The 19,801-nt window shown below is 39.8% G+C and carries 20 protein-coding genes; 3 read left to right on the top strand and 17 right to left on the bottom strand.

The features are described 5' to 3' along the window. Positions 1-11: 11 nt before the first annotated feature. The 4 genes from ABTV07_RS07115 to ABTV07_RS07100 all read right to left on the bottom strand — a co-directional run bounded on the left by ABTV07_RS07115 (position 12) and on the right by ABTV07_RS07100 (position 4,706). Positions 12-1,229 (bottom strand): EAL-associated domain-containing protein, encoded by a 1,218-nt coding sequence (locus ABTV07_RS07115; RefSeq protein ID WP_433749259.1) that lies wholly within the window; start codon positions 1,227-1,229, stop codon positions 12-14. Between the two features lie 79 nt (positions 1,230-1,308). Beyond that, positions 1,309-2,073: a 2,4-dienoyl-CoA reductase gene (gene fadH, locus ABTV07_RS07110; protein ID WP_433749256.1), complete on the bottom strand. Its 765-nt coding sequence runs from the start codon at positions 2,071-2,073 to the stop codon at positions 1,309-1,311. Positions 2,074-2,209: 136 nt separating this feature from the next. Next, complete coding sequence (locus tag ABTV07_RS07105) at positions 2,210-2,425, bottom strand: hypothetical protein (RefSeq protein ID WP_433749254.1); 216 nt, start codon at positions 2,423-2,425, stop codon at positions 2,210-2,212. 163 nt (positions 2,426-2,588) lie between these two features. Beyond that, a complete protein-coding gene (locus tag ABTV07_RS07100; protein WP_433749251.1) occupies positions 2,589-4,706 on the bottom strand; it encodes an EAL domain-containing protein in 2,118 nt (705 codons plus the stop codon). A 289-nt stretch (positions 4,707-4,995) separates the two neighbouring features. On the opposite strand from ABTV07_RS07100, the gene ABTV07_RS07095 reads away from it, so the two are divergent. After that, positions 4,996-5,301: a hypothetical protein gene (locus ABTV07_RS07095; RefSeq protein ID WP_433749248.1), complete on the top strand. Its 306-nt coding sequence runs from the start codon at positions 4,996-4,998 to the stop codon at positions 5,299-5,301. A gap of 414 nt (positions 5,302-5,715) precedes the next feature. Continuing rightward, positions 5,716-6,177, top strand: a complete 462-nt coding sequence (locus ABTV07_RS07090; protein ID WP_433749245.1) for a YkyB family protein — start codon at positions 5,716-5,718, stop codon at positions 6,175-6,177. A 34-nt stretch (positions 6,178-6,211) separates the two neighbouring features. Here the strand turns inward: ABTV07_RS07090 and ABTV07_RS07085 are convergent, their stop codons facing one another. From ABTV07_RS07085 to corA, 4 genes are all read right to left on the bottom strand, one after another. Further along, positions 6,212-7,126: a chemotaxis protein gene (locus ABTV07_RS07085; RefSeq protein WP_433749242.1), complete on the bottom strand. Its 915-nt coding sequence runs from the start codon at positions 7,124-7,126 to the stop codon at positions 6,212-6,214. 103 nt (positions 7,127-7,229) lie between these two features. Continuing rightward, positions 7,230-7,706 (bottom strand): DinB family protein, encoded by a 477-nt coding sequence (locus ABTV07_RS07080; RefSeq protein ID WP_433749240.1) that lies wholly within the window; start codon positions 7,704-7,706, stop codon positions 7,230-7,232. A 105-nt stretch (positions 7,707-7,811) separates the two neighbouring features. Further along, positions 7,812-8,330 (bottom strand): RDD family protein, encoded by a 519-nt coding sequence (locus ABTV07_RS07075; protein ID WP_433749237.1) that lies wholly within the window; start codon positions 8,328-8,330, stop codon positions 7,812-7,814. A 77-nt stretch (positions 8,331-8,407) separates the two neighbouring features. Beyond that, positions 8,408-9,406, bottom strand: coding sequence for a magnesium/cobalt transporter CorA (gene corA, locus ABTV07_RS07070; protein ID WP_433749234.1), 999 nt, complete (start codon positions 9,404-9,406; stop codon positions 8,408-8,410). 128 nt (positions 9,407-9,534) lie between these two features. Between corA and ABTV07_RS07065 the strand changes: the two genes are divergently transcribed. Beyond that, positions 9,535-10,692: an aminotransferase A gene (locus ABTV07_RS07065; RefSeq protein WP_433749231.1), complete on the top strand. Its 1,158-nt coding sequence runs from the start codon at positions 9,535-9,537 to the stop codon at positions 10,690-10,692. A 52-nt stretch (positions 10,693-10,744) separates the two neighbouring features. On the opposite strand, the gene ABTV07_RS07060 is transcribed toward ABTV07_RS07065, so the two are convergent. The 9 genes from ABTV07_RS07060 to ABTV07_RS07020 form a co-directional block, all read right to left on the bottom strand. Then, on the bottom strand, positions 10,745-11,611 hold the full coding sequence (locus tag ABTV07_RS07060) for an NAD(P)-dependent oxidoreductase (RefSeq protein ID WP_433749228.1): 867 nt from the start codon (positions 11,609-11,611) through the stop codon (positions 10,745-10,747). A gap of 433 nt (positions 11,612-12,044) precedes the next feature. After that, positions 12,045-13,763, bottom strand: a complete 1,719-nt coding sequence (gene ptsP, locus ABTV07_RS07055) for a phosphoenolpyruvate--protein phosphotransferase (protein ID WP_433749226.1) — start codon at positions 13,761-13,763, stop codon at positions 12,045-12,047. Continuing rightward, complete coding sequence (locus ABTV07_RS07050) at positions 13,763-14,029, bottom strand: phosphocarrier protein HPr (RefSeq protein WP_114743870.1); 267 nt, start codon at positions 14,027-14,029, stop codon at positions 13,763-13,765. The genes ptsP and ABTV07_RS07050 overlap by 1 nt, the downstream gene beginning before the upstream one ends. A 202-nt stretch (positions 14,030-14,231) precedes the next feature. After that, positions 14,232-15,497, bottom strand: a complete 1,266-nt coding sequence (locus tag ABTV07_RS07045) for a hypothetical protein (RefSeq protein ID WP_433749223.1) — start codon at positions 15,495-15,497, stop codon at positions 14,232-14,234. Then, entirely contained in the window at positions 15,473-16,654 is a 1,182-nt protein-coding gene (locus ABTV07_RS07040) for a DUF58 domain-containing protein (protein ID WP_433749220.1), read from the bottom strand. Before ABTV07_RS07040 ends, ABTV07_RS07045 begins: the two co-directional genes overlap by 25 nt. Before the next feature lie 2 nt (positions 16,655-16,656). Then, positions 16,657-17,595 (bottom strand): AAA family ATPase, encoded by a 939-nt coding sequence (locus ABTV07_RS07035; RefSeq protein ID WP_433749218.1) that lies wholly within the window; start codon positions 17,593-17,595, stop codon positions 16,657-16,659. 126 nt (positions 17,596-17,721) lie between these two features. After that, positions 17,722-18,090, bottom strand: a complete 369-nt coding sequence (locus ABTV07_RS07030; RefSeq protein WP_433749215.1) for a cbb3-type cytochrome c oxidase subunit I — start codon at positions 18,088-18,090, stop codon at positions 17,722-17,724. A 76-nt stretch (positions 18,091-18,166) separates the two neighbouring features. After that, the gene (locus tag ABTV07_RS07025) at positions 18,167-18,907 is read right to left on the bottom strand and encodes an SDR family NAD(P)-dependent oxidoreductase (RefSeq protein WP_433749212.1); all 741 of its coding nucleotides are present in this window, start codon (positions 18,905-18,907) and stop codon (positions 18,167-18,169) included. 113 nt (positions 18,908-19,020) lie between these two features. Beyond that, positions 19,021-19,626: a cell wall hydrolase gene (locus ABTV07_RS07020; protein ID WP_433749209.1), complete on the bottom strand. Its 606-nt coding sequence runs from the start codon at positions 19,624-19,626 to the stop codon at positions 19,021-19,023. Positions 19,627-19,801 lie beyond the last annotated feature (175 nt).

The raw sequence follows: 19,801 nt of genomic DNA, 5'->3' as shown, positions 1-19,801 counted from the left end.
CATATTCAACGCTATCTCAGCAGACCTTCCTGTTCGTACAAGAACTCATATGATAAATCAATAAATAAAAACTGGCCGTTTTTTAATGGATATGAAAATGTCCGGATATTCTGCCCAGTCTCTAAATCACTATATAAATCAGAGAGCAGGCCTTTTTGATCACGATTCATTTTCACAATATTTTCAAGGAAATAGGGACGCCAGCTCCAGTTTTTCCCTTTATATTCAGCTTGAATAATCCAGTTCTTATCCTTCTTAAAATAGTTGGATGACTGCTGTATTCCATTTTCGTCGCAAATATAAAGCCTGAAGCTCATGTCTTCTAATTCTTCCGCAATCGATTTTAATGATTGATCCGGTTCGCTGCCTTTTTTGCTGCCCAGAAAAAACTGTTGAAGCTTTTCTTGCAGTCTGTCCGCAAGCCTGAAGACCATGGCTAATTTATTCTTCTCGTGTGCGATATATTTTTCAAATTTGGACTGCAGCTCTTTTTTGCAAACATGTTCTTCCGTAAAGTCACCGTTAGGCTTGTGAAGGAAAAATCCCTGATAATACCTTCCTCCATTAAGCCAGGCAAATTGCAGCTGAAAATCCATTTCTATACTTGTGAATAATAGGGATGCCCCAACTTTTCTTGCAAGAAGGGATATTGAGAAGAGAATATCTTTTAATGTCGTATTTCCAATATCTGACCTTAGCGCTTTTAGATCCACCTTTAAAATATCAGGAGACAATTGGCTGATCCGGTCAAGCTGTCCATTTTCTTCTCCCATTTTATCTAAAGCAATCTTGATTCCCATTGTCTTTAAGTATCTTAAAAAATGGTTCAAATCGGTTATATCACCGTCGTAGTCCCCTTCGGAAATTTCAAGGACGATTCGATTTAAAGACAATCCCCGCTCTTCAAATTCCTGGAGGATTGAAAGAAGCTGCTCACCATTATCAGCCATTAAGAGATCCAGTTCCCGATTGATGAATAAAAGAGTTTCTTCCCCGCTTATCAAGGCCTTCTCTAATGCTTTAGTTAAAACAAGATTATCGATTTCAACCCTAAATTCCTCAGGGATATGCACATCCTGAAAAAAAGGGCCCAAGCTCTCATATTCTTCACCTGTTTGAAACCTGCCAAGGATTTCGTATCCGATGACCCTATGCTCATCTGCACTGAAAATCGCCTGAAAGAAAGGTACAACCCTTTCACTTTTTGTTAGTATCTCTAGTGGATCCATAATCAGACCTCCGGTTCCATGCAATATCATTCCTATATTATATAACATTTCACCGTAGCAGGTCTCTCTCCAAATTCAATCAGAACGGAAAAGGATTAAGCCATTGGCCTCCGTCCATTGTTATGCATTCTCCATTAATATAGCCTGCTTTATCGGAGAATAGGAAATAAGCTAATTCGGCAATTTCCTCCGGTGTGCCAAGGCGATGAAGCGGAACACTGTTCAAGGTTCTTTTAGCAGCTTCTTCTGATTCCCACAGCTTTTCTGCACCGCCAGTTCTTTCAATTGGGCCTGGAGCAATCGCGTTAGTGCGGATTCCATATTTGTGGCCCCATTCTACCGCCAACGTCCTTGTCATGGAGAGCACCCCTGCCTTTGCAGCTGCTGAATGTATGACCCCGGCTCCAGCATTCCATGCATAAGTAGCAACCATATTTATGATGCTTCCTTTGATTCCCTTCTCGATCCAGTATTCACCGACAAGCCGTGAACAATAAAATGTTCCATTCAATACGATATCAATAACAGACTTCCATCCATTTACCGATAGCTTTTCAGCAGGGCAAATAAAATTTCCAGCCGCATTATTAATTAAGTAATCAATGGTTCCAAACGCCTTCACGGTTTCATTGATCATATTTTCAACATGTGCAGGCTCCCTGACATCCATTTGGACAATCAGTACATTCTCGCCTGATGGAGATATTTCACTTTTTGCCGCTTCCAGCTTTTCTAAATTTCTGCCTGTTATAACAACCTTTGCGCCGCCTTCCACAAATCTTTTAGCCATGTATTTTCCCATACCGCTTGAACCGCCAGTTACAATTACAACTTTATTCTCCACTTTATATCCCCCTTTAAAAATCTTTTGAATGAATACTCATTCATTATACCAATCCTTTATCTCATTTCGCAATATTCCCACTATTTATATGTCACTCAAAAAAGACCAAAAAAAAGACAGCGGAACTGTCCCTATCTCATTCACTCTTATTTATTAGAGCATTATTTAATTTGGCAAGAGCCCTTACAATTGATTTTTTTCGGCTGTATCCCTTTATATTGATTGTTACCTCATTGAATTCGACAATAACCTGACCCCATGCCCCTGGAGATTTAAACCCATAGATATATAATTTTATCAAACCTTCTTCTATGGGAAGAAACATCATTTCGATTTTTTCATTTTTCTTCATCGGCTACCTCCCCTTTCTACAGAGAACACATCTTCCGACTTCACTACTTTAATGGACAATGCATAAATTGTCAAAATCGATGACTCAGGAAAAAATAAAGAGGAAGCCTGCAAAAATCCATATTTAAAACATATGAACTGCAGGCTATGCCTATTCCCAAACGCTACATATTTGCAACAAGCAAATTCGTTTCAATTTCATTCGGACTTACAGGTTTGCTGAAATAGAAGCCCTGTGCCTTTTGGCATTTGGCATCCAGCAAAAACTCCACCTGCCCAAAATCTTCTACCCCTTCAGCAATCACTTCGAGTCCAAGGCTATGGGCTAAATGAATAATTGTTTTTGTAATAGCTGCATCTTTGCTGTTCATTTTGATTTCCTTTACAAAAGACTGATCAATTTTCAATATATCGAGCGGAAACCTCTTAAGATAATTCAACGAAGAATAGCCTGTGCCAAAATCATCGACAGAAATGACCACTCCGATTTCCTTTAATCGATTAAGCATCATCAGAGTCATCCGGGTATCCTGCATGGCGCCCTCTGTTATTTCGATTTCCAGAACATTTGGCGGTAAATCATACTTTATTAAGGCATTTTTGATGAATTCCGGCAGTTTGTGCTGCAAAAACTGCTTCGGTGAGATATTGATAGCTATCCTGATATTCTGGTGGCCTTTTTCCCTCCAGGAGGCAATTTGTTTGCATACATTTTCAATGACCCACTCCCCAATCGGGATAATCAACCCCGTATCTTCTGCTAAGGGAATGAACTGTAATGGAGTCACAAAGCCAAAGACTGGGTTCTGCCATCTTAAGAGAGCCTCAAAACTATCCATCTTTCCCGTTGCCAAATTCACTTGGGGCTGATAGTAAATGATCAGTTCATTTTTTTCAATTGCCCTTCTCAGATGGGACTCCATTAAAATGTAATTCGGAAATGCTACATTCATATCAGCATTATAAAAACGATAATGTGCTTTCCCTTTTTGTTTGACTTGAAAAAGAGCACTGTCGGCACTTTTAATCAGCGACTCCGTATCTTTTCCGTCACTCGGATACATACTGATTCCAATTGAAGGAGTGATAAAATATTCTTCCTCCATTAAGTAAACAGGTTCACTGAATACCGCCAATATTTTCTGGGCCGCTTTCTCTGCACAGCTTCTATCTGCATGGAGCAGGACTATGACAAACTCATCCCCTCCAAGACGGTAGATCCTATATTTCATCAATGAAAGATTCATCAGTCTATCCGCTATTCTCTTCAAGATTTCATCACCGGTCTTGTGACCCAATGTATCATTGAAGTATTTGAATCTATCCAAATCAATATAAAGCAAGGCCATTTCCACCCCTTCTGCTTGAGCATGCGGAATTTCTTCCTGTAAATGCTCCAAAAGGGCGCGCCTGTTCCAAAGACTTGTTAATTGATCATGAAAGGCCATATACTTAATAGTTTCCGTATTACGGGAATGTTCCGTCATATCTCTTATAATCAAATAGATCCCAATAATTGAATCATTGACTACAATCGGAATGGACTTCAACTGTACGAGCAATTCATTTCCTTTTTTGTGGATGAGGCTGCAAATGCTCATTTCTTTCGCATTTCCCGTAAGGGCTTCTTTTAGCATGTGGGAAATAGAAGCAAGTTCTTCATCCGGCACCAAGTTGAAGATTGACCGCTGAACAAGTTCTTTTTCACAATATCCCAGCAGCGATTTACTCGCAGAATTGGCATGAAGGATCTTTCCTTTATCATCCAGTGATAGTATCGCATCCAGATTATGATCTATTATAGACCGATACCTCTGTTCACTTTCCAAAAGAATATTTTTTTCATCAATAGTCGTTGTCATATCCCTTGATATTGCTACGACAAATTCAACTTCACCGGTCTCTTCATTATGTATAGGTGTCAATATCGACTGATTGACAATGGATTTCCCATTTGGCAGTTCAATTCTGTCGTAATAGGAAGTTCCCTTTGAGTTCTTTAGAATCTTCTTGTATTTACTCTGAAGATTGATGGAGGCTTCGTGATCGCCAATGACTTCATCCATGTAGCTGCCAATGCTTTCAGAAGTTAATCCTGCCAGCTTCAAGCCTATTTCATTGACGAATAAATACTTGAATCTTACGCATTCTCCTTGCTCCACTTTCATAATGAATACAGCATCATTAATATGGTGGAGAATGACCTCATAGAGAATCTCTTTTAATTTATCTTTGTTTTCATTTAGTAGTCCATTATTGAGAATCTTTTCAAGCTGCTCCATCATACCATCCTTTTATGTTCACATACATCTGAATTATTGATTCAATCATATAACCATCTCGTTCTCAAATTGTAATCTATAATCAGAATTTCAGCTAAATAGGTTTAATACTATTTTACTAGTATTTGCAGGAGATTTACTAGAATGATTCTGAAAAATTTATAAAATCACAATAAATGGGTCTATATACCCATATATTTTCATACTAGACGTTTGTCCTGTCCTACTAATGGACAGGCGCATCTGTATTAATTGTACATAAAATGTTGACAGAGAAAGGAGGTATGAGTTGATGTATCCTCAATACTATCACCCTTACCGAGCCCCTATGAATTATAGAAATGATGAAAGATTCTTTTTTGGTTTAGGTTTGCTCCCATTTTTAGCAGGTGGATTAGCAGGATTGGCAGTCGGACCATTCTTATATAACCGCCCTTGCTGCCCGCCTTATCCTTATCCGCCGTATCCGGCACCATATCCCGCTCCTTACCCGGCGCCATACCCTGCCTATCCGCAGCAATATGCGCCAATGCCTCAGCAGAACCCGAATTTACAGTACGCTCCTGTAAATGAAACGATAAATGTATACAAATAGAAAAGTGGAAGCGCCTGTACAGAGGCGCCGAGGTTGGACTGAAGCACCACAAGATAAAGGAAACACGGTGAACGAAGTGAACCGATGTTGACTTATCGTAAGTGTGCTGAAGGAAACCTCCCAGCCTCTAGGCGCTGGAGCTGGACATAGAAAAGTGGAAGCGCCTTGACCAGCCCCGACCAGCATAAGACGGAACTCGAAGGAAATCCTGATTTCCGTAGAGGTACGGCTTATGACTCGAGGGGGTAGGCGCTGGAGCCGGATCAGGAAAAGCGAAAAACACATTATCAGACAGCATCAATAAAATGGTGCTGTTTTCCATTCGAGTCTTTCCTTTAAAGTGAAAAAGTGGTATAATCAAGACAATTCGGACAAATCTTTAGTCCTAAACTAAAATTGAAAGGAGATTCCAGCTTGAATTCTCAAGGAAAAACCACCCCTGCCAACACTACTATCGAAAACCTCTCCCGTGCAATTTTTACCGTAAATCGGCATGCGAAAACAGCTACCAACCCCAAATTTTTATACTACTTAAAAAGACAAGCCATCCTCAAAATGCTTAAAGAAGGCAAAGCGAAAAAATTAGGACTGCACTTTTCAGAAAACCCAAGATTCAGCAAACAACAATCAGATGTACTCGTTAAATGCGGAGAATACTTGTTTCACATTCCCCCATGCAAACACGACTTTGAAAATCTGACGCACCTTGGTGAACTGGACTATTCCACAAGAAATCCAAACTATCGAATGCCTTTGACACACGCCAAAAACCTTCTGCAAAAATATACTGGCGTCAAAGAAGAATCAAAGCAGCCTCCTGGAAAGAAAAAATACTCCAAACCAGTATTTAAGAAACTTGGAGACAGTTTCTTTTAAGGATTTAAAAAAAGCGGACACTTGGCCGCTTTTTTTATTTTCCATTCATTAATTTATCCATTAACAAAACCAGCTCTTCTATCTCAGGCTTGCTTACCTGCCCCTCTGCTCCTACCATTTCTCCTTTATGCTTCAGATCTTCTGTAATTAATGAAGAAAAGATAACGACTGGAATTGAAGATAGAATGGAATGTTCCTTTATTTTTTTTGTCAAATGATGTCCATCCATCTGGGGCATTTCTATATCTGTAATGACGAAATCGACAAGCTTCGCAGCGTCGCCTTGTTCGGCTTGTTTTTGAAGATAGGCGAAAGCGTCCTTTCCATTCTCAAAAAACTCAGTATGGACATAGCCAGCCTCCATTAGCGTATCGTGAAGAAGCTTTCTTAATAAAGGAGAATCCTCAGCGACCATAATCCGCTTTTCAGATCTCTCCCTTTTCCCCAGTTTTTTTATTCTGTCTGTATGGATGCCAGATTCCGGATCAATATCCAAAAGGATTTTTTCGAAATCTACCAGAAGGACCATCTCGTCATTCCGTTTAATCACACCGACAACATGAACAGCACTGCCTTGATACATCTGCGAAGGCTTTTCGATCTGTTCCCAGGAAATGCGGTGAATACGTGTAACATTATGTACTCGGAAAATCACGCTTTGTTTATTAAATTGAGAAACAATGAACTTTTCCTTTGCAGGATCTGCCTCTGCACCCATTTCCATATCCAGAGCCTTGGCTAAATTAATGACCGGCAGCACTTCTCCCCGAAGCTGTATGATTCCTTCTACAATAGGATGTGCATGTGGGATCTTGGTTGTTGGCACAGGCTGGATTATTTCTTTTACCTTTATGACATTGATTCCGAATTTACTATTTTGCAGCTCGAATTCTATGATTTCTAATTCATTCGTTCCACTTTCAAGCAGTATACCTTTGTTATTTTCCATGGACGGTTCACCCTTCCGGCAAAGAGGTTATGATGATTTATCATTTTTTACTATATCATGAAATGGAAGGAAATAATGTTTTATAATAAAAATTGTGGATATTTCATCCACCAATGTGTGCCTTAAGAAATTGATCCACTTGATCCATATGGTGTTTATCATGCAAAATAAAATCCAGGAATAATTCAGCCAAAGTCATTTCATTGCTTCCAACCTTAAATCTAACATCCAAATCTTCATCATTAAAAGCTGCAGCCTTTTCGATCAGCTTTTTCCTCGTACTCATTGCTTCCTCTATCAGTTCCTCGCTTTTTTTCTCTTTTGCATATTTCCATGCAGTCTGATTCACTGTTTCAAACGGTGGGAAATCATTTACTGTGCTGCCGCTTCCGATCATTGGGAACTTTTCATCCATGCAATGAACATCCCAAAACATGATATGACTGATGATGGCTCCTGGTGACCATTTACCTTCACTGATAGGTGTGTGGAACATCTTTTCATCGGTGGCTTTCAATGACTCAAGCCAGGTCAAGTAATCCTGATGATGTTTCATGACTTCTTTCATGGACGTTTTCATAGCATTGTCCTCCTAATCTTTTTTTCTACCCCTCTATATATTCCTTTTCAATGAGGCATTTCCTTCTCTATTCAGACAAAATAAAAGCTGCCTCAGTGGCAGCTTTTATCGTTTTACTACTATTGTTCCGGCGATCAGATCGTGGAGCGCCTGCTTTTTTTCTGTGAATGCTGCAATTATGTAGCCGATCATTAGGATTGAAGAGAGGAAACTCATGGCCAAAAGTCTTCCTAAGGCACGCCAGAATGAAATTCGATTGCCATTTAGATCAGTAACCTTAAGTCCCAGTATTCGCTTCCCTGGTGTAGCCTGCATCTTGGATGATTGGAATCCAGCGTAATAAAGGATGGATGCCGCTAAATTGATTAGGAATACGATGGCATAAGCGGCAAACATTCCGATGAGCTGGCTGTTAGTAAGCTCCTGGTCAACGTAATCAGGATCGTCAATTCCTTCAAAGAAGCCTGTAGCACCGAAGAAGAATAGAAAAACAAGGACGGTAATCCCTGCAAGAGGAATTCCTAAAAAGATCCCATCGAGAATATACGCAGCAAATCGTTTCCAGAACCCCGCATACACCGGTTCTTTTTCAACAATTAAATCATTCTTTTCAAGCAATTCCATTGGTTAAACCTCCAAAGACACAATTTCTGATTATTATTAGTTTAACTTTAATGCATGGAAATGCAATTTGTAAATATTTACTTTAATTTCAGGAATCTTTTTCTCTTCATTTTCGGTTTGTTGAATCGAAGCCAGCCGATTTTCATAAACATCATGAACATGATAGCCGCTATAATCAGCATTACTCCCAATACGGCAAAATAGCCATATTTCCAGTTCAACTCTGGCATGACTCTGAAGTTCATCCCATATACTCCCGCAATGAATGTCAATGGCATGAAAATCGTAGTGATTACTGTAAGTGTCATCATGATGTTATTCATTTTATCTGAATTGATGGATAGATAATTATCTCTTATATCCGCTGAAAAATCACGGTAGGATTCAAGCATCTCCACAAGCTTTATCAGGTGGTCATAAACATCCTGGAAGTATAGCTGCTGATCTTTCAAAAAAGCCATCCTTTCTGAGTGAAGGATCCGATATAGAAGGTCTCTCATTGGAATCAGCGACCTTCTGAGCTTGGACATTTCATGTCGGATATCAAATAGATTATCCATCAGTTCATTGACCGTCTCTTCCCCCGAATTATCCTCAATTACATTTAAGCGGTCTTCGATGCTATATACAGGCGGAAAGAACTCATCGACAAATTTATCTATAATGGCATGAAGAATATTAAATGGCGTTTGGCCTAAGGGGTTGCTGGTGTTTTTCATTCCATCCCATATTTGGTTAATTTCAAGGACAGGATGTTTATGATAGGTTACAATGAATTGACCATTAACAAATACGTCCACTTCTTTAGGATCGATGGTTGCATGATCCAATGCATGCAGAACAATAAAGAAATATCCTTCGTAAAAATCCAATTTTGGCCTCTGGCTAAAAGTGTCGAGGCAATCTTCTACAGCAAGGGGATGGAAATGGAAGAACTTCTCTAATTGCAAATCCTCTTCAGTGGCTGGTTCGGAAAAATCGACCCAATACCAAAGGATATCTTCATCCTTGCATCTATTAAGCGGCGCATCATATTCGATGGCTCCATTCTTTTTGCATAAACAAGTTCGAATCATAGCACGTCTCCTTCAAATACTCTTACGATATTATTTATCCCAAAATCATTAAGTTAATCTATTTCATTTAATCATCCCATAAAAGAGTGATAAAATGAACTTACAATCACGAGGAAGGAAGATTGGCTTTGGAACACTTAATCAATGAAAAAGTAAAAAAGATCGAAATTTCAGGAATAAGAAAATTTTTTAATATGGTGAGTGATATCGAAGGAATGGTCTCTTTGACAATTGGCCAGCCAGATTTTGATACCCCTGAACATATCAAGGAGGCTGGCATATCTGCCATTGAACAAAATCATACCTCCTATACGCACAATGCCGGACTCCTTCCATTAAGGGAGGCTGCTTGTGGATATATGGCAGAAAAATATGGATTGACTTATGATCCATCATCGGAAGCCATCGTAACTGTAGGAGCCAGCCAGGCAATCGATATCACATTAAGAACGATATTATCAGAGGGGGATGAGGTCATCCTTCCCGGCCCTGTTTATCCAGGCTATGAACCTCTGATTCGATTTTCCGGCGGCGAACCTGTTTATGCTGATATTTCCTCCAATGAATTTCGTATGACTGCCGAAGTCATTGAAAAATATTTAACTGACAGGACAAAGTGCATCATCCTCCCTTATCCATCAAATCCAACGGGGGTCAGCTTGACTGAAGCTGAACTATCAGACATTGCCGGGTTGCTCAGAGGAAAAGATACCTTTGTTTTGGCGGATGAAATATACAGTGAAATCGTCTACGAGCATCAGCATAAATCAATTGCAAAATATTTAAAAGAACAAACCATCGTCATCAATGGACTTTCAAAGTCCCATTCCATGACTGGCTGGAGAATCGGACTTCTATTTGCACCTGCTGCAATCACAAAACACATTTTAAAAGTCCATCAATATAATGTTTCATGCGCTTCATCGATTTCCCAGCATGCAGCATACGAAGCTCTTACAAATGGGAAAAATGATGCAGCTGACATGACGAAAGTGTATAAAGAGCGCAGAGATTATGCATTCAGCCGTTTGTCAGAAATGAATCTTAGTACGGTCAATCCTGACGGCGCCTTCTACTTTTTTGTGAAAATCCCGGACAATATAGCCCATTCATCATTTGAATTCGCTTTAGAATTGGCGAAGAAAGGCAAGGTAGCAGTCGTCCCGGGAAGTGCGTTTTCCTCCTTGGGAGAAGGCTATTTCCGAATGTCCTATGCCTGCTCAATGAACATGCTGAAGGAAGGGCTGGACCGAATTGAAGTATTTCTTAAAGAACAGAATCCATAAATGAAGAAAGCTGCATCTCCCAAGGCTCAATGCCGAGGGTATGCAGCTTCTTTTATGCCCAATATTTATAAAGCGCCTGTGTCCCGCTGTTTTCTTCTCCCGCATTTTTTAATTGATCATACATTTCTTTAGCCATTTTCAATCCCGGTAAATCAATCTTCATTTTTTCCGCCTCATCGAGGGCAATACCCATATCTTTAATGAAGTGTTTGATAAAGAATCCCGGACTAAAATCATCTTTTAAGATTCTTGGAGCCAGGTTGCTTAAAGACCAGCTCCCTGCTGCGCCAAATGAGATGCTTTCCAAGACTTTATTAGGATCAAGTCCGGATTTCTTTGCATAGACTAATGCCTCACAGACTCCGATCATGTTTGAGGCAATGGCAATTTGATTGCACATTTTTGTATGCTGGCCGCTTCCGGCACCGCCTTGAAGGACAATATTCTGCCCCACCACCGTAAGGACTTCCTTGGATCGATCAAATACTTGCTGATCTCCGCCAACCATGATTGTGAGTGTTCCATTCTCAGCTCCAATATCTCCACCTGATACAGGGGCATCCAAACTGAATAGCCCTCTTTTTTCAGCATCCTCATATATCTCTTTAGCCAATGTAGGCGTAGAGGTGGTCATATCGATTAAAATAGATTCTGCGGATGCATTTTCAAGGATGCCGTCTTTTCCGTAATAAACCTCTTTCACATCTGATGGGTACCCCACCATCGTTATCGTCATCTCTGACTTGGAGGCTGCCTCGCCCGGCGTACTGCACCAAACAGCACCTTTTCCAATTAAATCATCTGCTTTTTCCTTTGTACGATTATAGATATTAACTTCATATCCTTCTTTTAGAAGGTTTATAATCATACTCTTTCCCATAACGCCTGTCCCGATAAATGCAATACTTTTTCTTGTCATGTCTTCATCTCCAAATTAGATATGTAATAAAAAAAGACCTGATCATGATCAATCATGACAGGTCTCAAAAAAAGGGGGGTATGTGAGAATCTCCAACTTTATGCTTGATTATAGTATACCCGGCAATCCTTTTTTGAAACCTATAATAAAAATTATTTTCAATTTATTTTAGCACCCATTTTTCAATAACAAAAGAAACACGCATCCTATTACTTTTCCCAAGAAATAAATAGGATATTTTTCTTTAAAAAAGCGCTTACATATACTATAATAGAGCATGTGCCTATGAGCATAAAAAATTGGATGGAGCCAGTGGCCCCACCCATCAAATAGGGGGAAATGAGAATAAAAAGCCTTCAACGTCTTACCGTTAGCTTATTTATTGAATACCCCGTTTATTAAAATAAAAAACATTTTTACTGTAACGATTTTATTACAGTTCGATTACTTTTTTTACAGCCTCAATGACTTCTTCATTCGTACGAAGTTGAAGTACTTCTTCTGCCAGCTTTTCTACGTCTGATTTATTCAAACGTGCAATTTGGGAGCGAGCCTTCAAAATGGAAGTTGCACTCATGGAGAACTCATCCAAACCTAAACCAAGCAAGATTGGAATGGCAATTTCATCTCCGGCCATTTCTCCGCACATGCCAGCCCATTTACCTTCTTTGTGAGCCGCATCAATTACCATCTTCACAAGGCGCAGAATAGCTGGATTATAAGGTTGATACAAATATGAAACCCTTTCATTCATACGGTCTGCTGCCATGGTATATTGAATAAGGTCATTTGTTCCGATACTGAAGAAGTCTACTTCCTTCGCAAATAAGTCAGCCATTACTGCTGTTGATGGAATTTCGACCATGATTCCAACTTCAATATGTTCAGCTGTTTCTACTCCACTTTCGGAAAGCTTAGCTTTTTCCTCAAGGAGAATAGATTTTGCATCACGAAACTCTTGAAGATTGGAAATCATAGGGAACATAATCTTTAGGTTCCCATAAATGCTCGCTCTTAAAAGTGCTCGCAGTTGAGTCCTGAAGATGTCCTGTTCTTCCAGACACAGTCTGATGGCACGGAAGCCCAAGAAAGGATTCATTTCCTTTGGAAGATTCAAATATGGAAGTTCTTTATCTCCGCCAATGTCAAGTGTCCTCACTACGACAGGCTTTCCTCCCATACCTTCCAACACTGCTTTATAAGCATCAAACTGTTCATTTTCGCTAGGAAGTTCATTTCTTCCCATGTACAAGAATTCAGTCCTGTATAGACCTACCGCTTCCCCGCCGTTTTCGACAACCCCTTTTAAATCTTTTGGAGTTCCGATATTTGCAGCAAGTTCCACGTGATGACCATCTTTAGATACAGTCGGTTCATTTACAAGTTTAGCCCACTCTGCTTTTTGAGCTTCATACTTTTCGTGTTCTTTTTGATATTGGCTGATCACTTCTTGAGTTGGATTAATATGTACTTCTCCATTTAATCCATCAACAATGACCATGTCGCCATTTTGGATTTCCTCGGTAGCTGTCTTGGTTCCTACAACTGCAGGAATTTCCATTGATCTTGCCATAATGGCTGAATGGGACGTTCTTCCCCCGATATCAGTTGTAAACCCTTTAACATACGTTCTATTGAGCTGTGCTGTATCAGATGGAGTCAAATCTTCCCCTACAATGATTACTTCTTCAGCAATCATGCTTGGGTTTACAATTTGAACACCCAATAAGTGGGATAGTACGCGTTTTGTCACATCACGGATATCAGCAGCACGTTCTTTCATATATTCGTTATCCATTTGTTCGAACATGGAAACAAACATATCTGCTGTTTCTTTAAGAGCAAATTCAGCATTAATCCGATCTGTATTGATTTTGTCTTCTATTGGTGTGAGCAGTTCAGGATCGCTTAAAACTAGAAGATGTGCTTCAAAGATGGCAGCTTTATCTTCCCCTAGATCTGTCTTTGCTTTATCACGGATTGCTTCAAGCTCTGATTTTGAAGTTTCAATCGCCTTCTGGAAGCGGGAAACCTCTTCAGCCTCATCCGTGATGGAGCGCTTTTCGACAGTTAAATCAGGTTCGACTAATCGATATGCCTTCGCAATTGCAATACCATTAGATGCTGCAATTCCTTTAAGAATGCTTGACATTATTCAGCCAAACCTTCTTTTTTCAATGTTTCTTCCAAGCTGTTTAAAGCGTCCTGCTCATCATTGCCCTCAGCAATAATAGTAATTTCTGCGTCTTTGCCTACACCAAGAGACATAACACCCATGATGGATTTAAGGTTCACTTTTTTCCCTTTATATTCAAGGTGGATCTCAGAGTTGAATTTGCTTGCTGTTTGAACCAATAATGTTGCTGGACGTGCATGGATTCCAGTTTCTGCTGTTACTGTAAATTGTTTTTGTGCCATATTTAACTACTCCTTTTATATGAAATAATTTTGCTCGCTTCATTAAAGTATCCAATCTTGGTCGATTCGTCAACAAATTACTTAAAAATGCAAGCATACAAAAAAACAGGGAGCAATCCCTTTCAATTTTTAAGGATAGCATGTCCCTATATGTAAGACAATTGTATTGCTCATAAATTTATTATTTCAATTTATGGAAGGACTATGACATCTTTTTAAAATTGTTTTTAGGGACTTCCCTGGACTCCATTTGTTTCTTTACATCCTTTATCTTTTTTTCAAATTCCAGGAGTTCATCTTCGCTTATTTTCCGATTGCCGTACCTCACCATTTCATAAATTTTTATAAAGGGTTCATCGCAGGATATTTTTTGATTGCTCATCCACTCCCCAATGGTTTCCCACGCCTTCCTCGACATACCTTTTTTAACGGCGAGCTTCTCCAACTCCTCCACAAGATCTCTTACCTTGTTATCACCTTTTGAATAAAGATAAGCATTTTGTCCATAATCCTTCCCCTCTATTTCTCGTCTTTTTGTTGATTTTACAACAGCATTTGCTGTTTCATCCTCTGCTTCTGCAAAATTGAATTTTCTTTTCCTGAAATAATAGAGGATGCTTCCGATAATAAGGATAAATAAGAGGATCAATACATCATCAAGCCATTCAGGCGTTTTTTCTGCCCCCTGCCCATGAAGCTGCTTTTGCTCTTCTATTTCCTTGAACTTCATTGTATTGGTTGTGTCATGCTGTGAGTTTTCCCTCTCTATCATCCTTGTCCGAAGCCATTCCATAATGGGGCCAAAAATATAGCCAAGAAGATAAATGACTCCCTTCAGTAAAAAGTTTAAGCTGTTATGAAGGTAAGGACTGATGAGCAGCACGAGTGCAAAAGAAATCAAAAGCAATACGATGTAGCCCAAACTTATCATTGCAACCATCTTCCTTTTTCCTGGAACGGAAGACCCTCTGACTACTTGAGAAATAAAAGCACCATACGTAAAGACAAATAGTTGAAGCAGCAATACCGAAATAATGATGCTTTGGCTTGCTGGATCGTATGCCTTAGCAAAAAAATACATGAACAGTCCTATGAAAATGGCTGAAGATGCCGTTCTGGAACTGACAGCTTCATATTGTATTTTCTCAAAGACGGCATGAATCCGGATCTGCACAAAAACGAGCAAAATCCCGATCAGCCACCAGGGAATTCCTCCTATTAGACTAAATAGGATGATGATTCCCATCGTCAGATATGTGCGCGGACTTTCCTTCATGAAGAGGGAGGACAGGAGCACTGCAAAAAAGACTGAGGCTAAAATGGAATAAACAATTCCGCCCTTATGTGTCATAAGAAATAAAGGAAATAGGCAAATCAGAAGTAAAATGACTTCGCTCATAAAAGCAACATTGAATTGAATACACCGTTTCCAATTGATTTCGGCTAGACGACTGCTGATGAATTCCATGGAATGATAGCTCCTTGTCCTTTATCGTTCTTCATGCAATATACTTCAATCCCTTTTTGGCGGAATGAATTTAAACCTGCCTTTGATTTTTCTGCTGTCTCTCCGAAGCAAATCAAGGAGGACACTTGAATATGGCTGCCCAGCTGATGCGACAGCAAACTGCTGAAAGGAATGGTGAATGATTGCTGAGAAATCATTGCGAGCATCTCCAGTGCTCTCTGCCATTGTTTTTGTCCTTCGCCAAGCCCTAAAGAAAAATAAGGAGTCTGGCCAAATGAACGGATATTCACCACTAAGGCAAAAGGTATCCCGTTTTTAAAGGCATGGTCGATCAACTGAGCACATTGTCTAATCATTAGTTCAAGTTCATTAGAAATGGAGTATCCATCCGAGACATTCAATGCAATCATCCAGGATCGCTGTGTGGTTTTCGCAAATACCTTCGTCTGTAATTGACTCATTCTGGCAGAAGCTTTCCAATGAATATGCTGAAAACTGTCTGTGCTCGTATAATCCCTCGTTCCAATGGGCTGCAGCGGGTCCTCAAATAAAGAAGCTGGGATGCTGAACAAGCCAGACATGTTTTTTTCTTTGTCGTGATGCTGATGGATTCTATTCCTTGCAGGATAGACAAGGATCTCTGATCTAAATATATGGGCATACTCCAATAAAACGGAGCCGTTACCTAAAAATCCGTTTACTGTAACCTCAACCTTCCTTAACTTTGAAATGCCCCTTTCGACTGCTTCAATTGGAATTTCAATTTCTTTTCTTTGGTTGGGTAGTATGGAAAACGGAATGCATATTTCAACCAGGGACTGGATGGAATGATAATCACCTTGTATAGGCAGGATATTTCCATCAAATTGAACTAGAATTTGCCCATTCAGTATGGGAAGTCTGTGATTTTCAAACACGAGCTTCCAGCTTTCAAAATCGCCGGGATTTAATTTCTCCCTATGTATTTGATTTATGAGCTTTAGACTATCCGGTGCTTTCCTTAAGTAGAAATCTTCCAATTGAATGAACAGCAGAAACAGCAGGAATATACTCATCAGCAAATATTGATATGTAAAAAAAGTGATAATGGCAAACAAGAGAAAAATGGTAAACCCAACTTTAAGAATCCTGTCTCCATTGATTTCCGTATTCCACATCGTCATGCACCCGTTTCAACTGGCACAGATACACGTTTTAATATTTCCTGAAAAATCCCCTCAATCGACTTTGTAAGGGATGCGTCCGGGGTCAGCTGCATCCTATGAAGAAGTACATTTGGAGCGAGGGCTTTCACATCTCCAGGAGTGGCATAATCCCTTCCCTGTATAAAGGCAGCCCCCTGAGCAGCCCTCATCAAAGCCAATGCTGCCCTTGAGCTGACGCCTCCTTCAAAAAGAGGATTCGTCCTCGTTTCCTGGATGATATATAAAATATAATTTTCAAGATCATCCGATACATATATTTCTTTAACCTGCTTTCTCATTTTCCGAATATCCTCTGTGGACAGAACCTCTGCTACTTCTTCCAGAGGATCGCTTGTCCTGAATCGTTTCAGGATTTCTTTCTCATCCTGGAATGATGGGAATGGAATTTTAATTTTCATAAAGAAGCGGTCAAGCTGGGCGGCTGGGAGCGGAAAAGTCCCTTGCTGCGATTCTACAGGGTTTTGGGTCGCGATCACCATAAATGGATCTTCTACTTTGACGGTCGTTCCATCGATAGTGACCTGCCTTTCTTCCATGACTTCTAATAAACTTGACTGTGTTCTGGGTGTAGCACGATTGATTTCATCTGCCAGAAGAATGTTAGTGACGACAGGCCCTGGACGAAGTTGGAATTCCCTTGTTTTCGGATCAAAAAATTGAATCCCTGTTACATCGCTTGGCAGGACATCGGGTGTAAATTGAATACGTTTAAAATCTGCTTTGATGGATTTTGCGAAGGTTTTCGCCAATAAGGTTTTACCTGTTCCAGGTACGCTTTCAAGCAGTAAATGACCCCCTTGCAGGAGTGCGATCATCATTAGCTCAATATCGCCTTCACGTCCGACCATTACTTTTTTCATTTCATTTTTCAGCATCGTCATTTCTTTATCCATATGTAACTTCCTCTCCAAGTTCTATACATAAACAATAACCCAATCTTTGGAATTTTTCTATTATTAAGAATTTAAAAAACAACAAAAAATCCTGCACCGATGTGATGCAGGGAGAATTGATGCATTTCATTTTTTAAGGTTCTTCCATACGTTCACTGCGAATAGAAGCACACCAATTGCTGTGAGTGTTGCACCTGCAGCAATAACAGGAGTAAGACTTTCATTCCCTGAAGATATTAATCCAGCCAATGCAAGCATCATGACAGGAAGCCCGATGTTATGAAGCCAAAAATGCCATTCGCTTAATGCACTTGCCTCAAGCTGAGGGAAAAGATGATATAGAATGCCAATCAATGTCAATGCAGTCCACCCAAGCAAGTTGATATGGACATGGACAGGGGTCAAATCGTAGGAATGGATAGTAGACATATAATAGCCAAGCAGTATCCCGATTGCAAAATAAACTGTTGAAATTTTTATAAGCTTAATTCCCATGCTATCACCTCCCAATGTTGTCATTAAAGTATATTAGGAGGTGTAGTACTTTTAGCACATATCTTTCATAATTTCATCAATGTTCGTAAATCATTTTTCTAGTCATGCCCCCATCGACAACCAGATTGCTTCCAGTGACAAAATCATTTTGTGGATCTGCCAAATATAGACATGCCTTAGCGATGTCACTCGGTTTGCCCACACGTTTAGAGGGATGCTGCAAATGATCAATTTCTCTTAATTGCTCATATTCTTCTGTTTCGATCCATCCGGGGCTTATGGAATTCACCCTTATTTTATATTCGCTTAATGTGATGGCAAGCGAGTGGGTCAGCGAATAAATTCCGCCTTTTGTCGCGGAATATCCTTCCGTATTCGCCTCTGATTGAAATGCCCTGGTCGATGTGATATTTACAATGGATCCTCCATCTTTTTTCATATACCTTGCCGCTTCCCGCGCACAATAGAAGACACTGCTTAAATTATTATGCAGGATAGAAGTCCAATCCTGTTCGGTCATTTCCCAAATATCTTTAAATTTAGAAATTCCTGCATTGTTAATCAAAATATCAATTTTTCCATACTCACCATTGATTTTTTCCATCATGGCTTTTACGGAATCCAACTTAGAGACATCGCAGTGGACAAATTGGACATCCCAGCCATTGCTGCGATATGATTCTGCTGTTTTATAACCTGACTCTTTATCATAATCAACAATAACCACTTTGCACTCTTTTTGAGCAAAAGCTTCAGCGGTTCGCTTGCCAATCCCTTTCGCTCCACCGGTTACAATTACTACCTTTCCTTCAAACACAACTACCACTCTCCTTCTACTCTCTTTTATTTCACAATTGATCAGAGTTCAATCCTTTTTTTCTATTTTAATAACAAAAAAACCTGAAGGATTGCCCTTCAGGTTTAGTCCGTTTATTTTGCAAATCGGTGATGACCGATTGTCAGGATTGTTTTTGTGGAATAGATCCAGTCACTTGTACTAGTAGCGGGATTATAGAAATATAATGACCCGTTGCCCATGCCACGGTATGCAATTGCTTCATTCACTGCTTTGACTGCTTCATCTTTGGCAGACTGATTGATTGCTCCATTTTCAACTGGAGAAAAGGCATAATGGCCTTTGTAATTTTGATAAATGACATCGTGTACTGAATCCGGGAATTCATCTGAATCTACACGGTTAAGCACGACAGTGGCAACTGCCACCTGGCCTGCATATGGTTCACCCTTTGCTTCAGCTGTAACAAGCCTTGCAAGCAAGTCTTTATCGGATGCAGTCAACGATTGAGGGATCGTCAATTGCTGACCGGGATAAATGATAGTGTTTTTCAAGTTATTTACATGTTTAATTTGATTGATGGAAACCCCCGATTTAGTACTAATCTTCCAAAGGGTATCATCTTTTTTAACAGAATAGGATGATTCAGCAGCATCTGCTTTTCCGTATGCAGCTGAAAGGAGAGTTGTACCCAAAATAGCCGTGGCAGCAATTGTTCTTAACCAATTTCTTTTCTTCATACTATTACCTCCTGGCAATTTGTTTCCCTCAATTACCTTAACAACCATAGAGATCGTTTTCAGCAGGAAATGATTGCCTAAGAATCTATTAAGCTCTCATCCCCGTCAGCTCAAGGGATCGATTCAGCCTTAGCAATTTCTAGCAACCGATTAAATTTGTTTTTTCAAACAAAAA

This window comes from Falsibacillus pallidus (assembly GCF_050990905.1).
GTDB lineage: Bacteria > Bacillota > Bacilli > Bacillales > DSM-25281 > Falsibacillus > Falsibacillus pallidus_A.
The sequence above is the reverse complement of the archived record's forward strand: the minus strand, read 5'-3'. Positions and strand labels throughout refer to the sequence as shown.

Coding starts and splice junctions, on each gene's coding strand:
- ABTV07_RS07030 (WP_433749215.1), bottom strand. CDS start 18,090: ATGGGAATTAAGCTTATAAAAATTTCAACAGTTTATTTTGCAATCGGG.
- corA (WP_433749234.1), bottom strand. CDS start 9,406: ATGATTCGAACTTGTTTATGCAAAAAGAATGGAGCCATCGAATATGAT.
- ABTV07_RS07115 (WP_433749259.1), bottom strand. CDS start 1,229: ATGGATCCACTAGAGATACTAACAAAAAGTGAAAGGGTTGTACCTTTC.
- ABTV07_RS07020 (WP_433749209.1), bottom strand. CDS start 19,626: ATGAAGAAAAGAAATTGGTTAAGAACAATTGCTGCCACGGCTATTTTG.
- ABTV07_RS07080 (WP_433749240.1), bottom strand. CDS start 7,706: ATGAAAACGTCCATGAAAGAAGTCATGAAACATCATCAGGATTACTTG.
- ABTV07_RS07085 (WP_433749242.1), bottom strand. CDS start 7,126: ATGGAAAATAACAAAGGTATACTGCTTGAAAGTGGAACGAATGAATTA.
- ABTV07_RS07075 (WP_433749237.1), bottom strand. CDS start 8,330: ATGGAATTGCTTGAAAAGAATGATTTAATTGTTGAAAAAGAACCGGTG.
- ABTV07_RS07045 (WP_433749223.1), bottom strand. CDS start 15,497: ATGGAATTCATCAGCAGTCGTCTAGCCGAAATCAATTGGAAACGGTGT.
- ABTV07_RS07060 (WP_433749228.1), bottom strand. CDS start 11,611: ATGACAAGAAAAAGTATTGCATTTATCGGGACAGGCGTTATGGGAAAG.
- ABTV07_RS07035 (WP_433749218.1), bottom strand. CDS start 17,595: ATGGATAAAGAAATGACGATGCTGAAAAATGAAATGAAAAAAGTAATG.
- ptsP (WP_433749226.1), bottom strand. CDS start 13,763: ATGTCAAGCATTCTTAAAGGAATTGCAGCATCTAATGGTATTGCAATT.
- ABTV07_RS07050 (WP_114743870.1), bottom strand. CDS start 14,029: ATGGCACAAAAACAATTTACAGTAACAGCAGAAACTGGAATCCATGCA.
- ABTV07_RS07040 (WP_433749220.1), bottom strand. CDS start 16,654: ATGTGGAATACGGAAATCAATGGAGACAGGATTCTTAAAGTTGGGTTT.
- ABTV07_RS07100 (WP_433749251.1), bottom strand. CDS start 4,706: ATGGAGCAGCTTGAAAAGATTCTCAATAATGGACTACTAAATGAAAAC.
- ABTV07_RS07105 (WP_433749254.1), bottom strand. CDS start 2,425: ATGAAGAAAAATGAAAAAATCGAAATGATGTTTCTTCCCATAGAAGAA.